Source organism: uncultured Gimesia sp., from assembly GCF_937919775.1.
Classification (GTDB): Bacteria; Planctomycetota; Planctomycetia; order Planctomycetales; family Planctomycetaceae; genus Gimesia.
The window spans coordinates 1-2,796 of sequence record NZ_CALFPF010000553.1; the positions used below are offsets into that span (position 1 = coordinate 1).

The window sequence follows — 2,796 nt, forward strand, 5'->3', positions numbered from 1 at the left end:
GGCAATTGTGATTGGTGGTCTCGTTTTTGCGAATCATTAATCTACAAGCAATTGACTCCAAATCGGGGAGAAACCGAAGGAGTCCGGCGATCTGAGCACTTTTTTGATCGACATTTGCCACGAGTCTCCAGAAATTAAAAACTGATGCCTCTGAACGGTTGCCGATCAGCCGGAAGGGAGGTAAAAAACAAGGCATTCAAAATTCAACTATTCGACAAGTTCATTGAGCAATATTCATTGTTAAGGAGTGATTAAGAGATGAATCATCCGATTCGCGTTGCGGTAACAGGGGCGGCTGGGCAGATTGGTTATGCCATGTTGTTCCGCCTGGCCTCCGGGGAAATTTTTGGTCCCGATCAGCCCGTCATCCTGCACCTTGTGGAAGTTCCGCCCGTGCTGTCCGCTTTAGACGGTGTTGAGATGGAACTGGAAGATTGTGCATTTCCCACTCTGGCAGGTGTTGTGAAAGCAGACAGCGATCATCTGGAAGATGGTTTTGCCGATTGTAATTTCGTGATTTGCGTCGGCAGTATTCCCCGCAAAGCAGGCATGGAACGCGGCGATTTGATCCGCATCAACGGACCGATTTTCACCAGCACCGGCAAGGCCATTGAAGCCGCCGCCGCTGATGATGTCCGGGTGCTGGTTGTCGGGAATCCCTGTAACACCAACTGCCTGATCGCGATGAGCAACGCGCCCAAAGTTCCCCGTGATCGCTGGTACGCCATGACACGACTGGATCAGAACCGGGCGATAACGCAAATTGCCAAGAAAGCCGGACAGCCGGTTTCCGCTGTGAAGAACATGAACATCTGGGGCAACCACTCCGCAACTCAGTTCCCTGATTTTTATCACGCCACAATTCATGGAAATCCGGTTCCGGAAATCATTGGAGATCATGACTGGCTGCGTGGTGAATTTATCGAAACCGTGCAAAAACGTGGTGCCACTGTGATTCAGGCACGCGGTGCTTCCAGCGCTGCCTCGGCTGCGAATGCCGCTCTGGACACGATCAAAAGCATCATTACTCCTACCGCGCTGGGCGAGAGCTTCAGTGCCGCCGTCTGCAGTGACGGCAGCTATGGTGTGGATGAAGGTTTGATCTGCGGATTTCCTGTGACCAGCGATGGTACCACCTGGAAAATCGTGGAAGGGATTGAGCACGACGATTTTGCTCAGGAAAAATTCAAGGCGACCTTGCAGGAATTGCGAGATGAACGCGATGTCGTTCGCGATTTGCTGCCTGGTTAATTTTTAATAGATGCTGTATCTGTGAAAGAGTCACGATCAATTGACGTGACTCTTTCTGTTTATAGACACCTTCCATTTACGCTTTTTCAGAGTCGATTATGAAGTCGGAAGAATTACGAACCGTTGACAACGAACATGTCTGGCATCCGTTTACTCAGATGCGTGCCCATCGGGATGAAAGTGTGCCGATTATCGAATCGGGCGACGGTTTCTTTTTAACGGACGTTGATGGTCGTACTTATCTGGATGGTATTTCTTCCCTCTGGTGCAATGTGCACGGCCATCGTGTGCCCGCAATTGATCAGGCGATCCGGGAGCAGTTGGATAAAGTCGCGCATTCCACGTTGCTGGGACTGGCGAGCGTGCCGTCAATCGAGCTGGCGGCGGAATTAGTCAGACGTGCGCCGGCCGGACTGATGAAAGTTTTCTATTCTGACAGCGGTTCGACCGCCGTTGAGATCGCGCTGAAGATGGCGTTTCAATATCATGCGCAGAAACCGGTCCCGGAAGAACAGCCACGCGACCTGTTTGCCTGTATGCAGCACGCGTATCACGGCGATACGATCGGTTCAGTCAGCGTGGGGGGGATTGCCATTTTTCATCAGATCTTCGGCAAGCTGCTGTTTGAAGCAGTGCAGATTCCCTGTCCGACGGCGTATCACCGTCCCGACGAATATTCGGCAGCCGGTTATCTGGAATTCTGCGAACAGGAACTGGAACGGTTGATTGTCGAGAACCAGCATCGGTTGGCGGCGTTTATTATCGAGCCTTTGGTGCAGGGCGCGGCTGGAATGTTGATGCATCCGCCCGGTTATCTGAAACGGGTGCGCGAATTGACGGCCCGTTATGGGATACCGCTCATTGCCGATGAAGTCGCCGTGGGACTGGGACGGACCGGAACCATGTTTGCCTGCGAGCAGGAAGGGGTGACGCCTGACTTTCTGTGTCTGGCCAAAGGGATTACGGGGGGATATCTGCCTTTAGCGGTGACGATGGCGACAGAGGAAATCTTTGACGCCTTCGATGCAGAGCCGGAAGAATATAAAACGTTTTTCCACGGTCACACCTATACCGGAAATTCGTTAGCCTGTGCTGCTGCGCTGGCGACGCTGAAACTGTTTGATACGCAGCAGACACTGGAAAACGTCAAACAGAATACTCAGGTCCTGACAGAACGACTGGCCGAACTCAAAGATCACCCGCATGTGGGGGAGATTCGGCAGAAAGGCGTGATGGTGGGAATTGAACTGGTGGCCGACCGGGAAAGCAAAGCCGCGTTTCCCGCAGCGTGGCGCATGGGCCATCGGGTGACGCTCGCTGCGCGCAGGCAGGGGGTGATTGTGCGTCCTCTGGGAGATGTGGTGGTGCTGATGCCGGCTCCCGGGATGCCAGCCGATTTGATCGGTCAACTCTGCGACGTGGTGTTTGCCGCCATTGATGAAGCGATCCGTTTGCAGGTCGCATAGTGCAGGGCGGGGGCGGGTTGAGAATCGCTTACGGTTTCTTCTTCTCGCTTTGATCAGCAGATGCTTCTGGGGGAGCGTT

2 protein-coding genes are annotated in these 2,796 nt (G+C 53.3%); both read left to right on the forward strand.

Features of this window, described 5'->3' with window-relative positions:
* Positions 1-258: 258 nt before the first annotated feature.
* The gene (locus tag Q0294_RS15925) at positions 259-1,251 is read left to right on the forward strand and encodes a malate dehydrogenase (protein ID WP_299467423.1); all 993 of its coding nucleotides are present in this window, start codon (positions 259-261) and stop codon (positions 1,249-1,251) included.
* Between the two features lie 98 nt (positions 1,252-1,349).
* Positions 1,350-2,717 (forward strand): adenosylmethionine--8-amino-7-oxononanoate transaminase, encoded by a 1,368-nt coding sequence (gene bioA, locus Q0294_RS15930; protein WP_299467425.1) that lies wholly within the window; start codon positions 1,350-1,352, stop codon positions 2,715-2,717.
* Positions 2,718-2,796 lie beyond the last annotated feature (79 nt).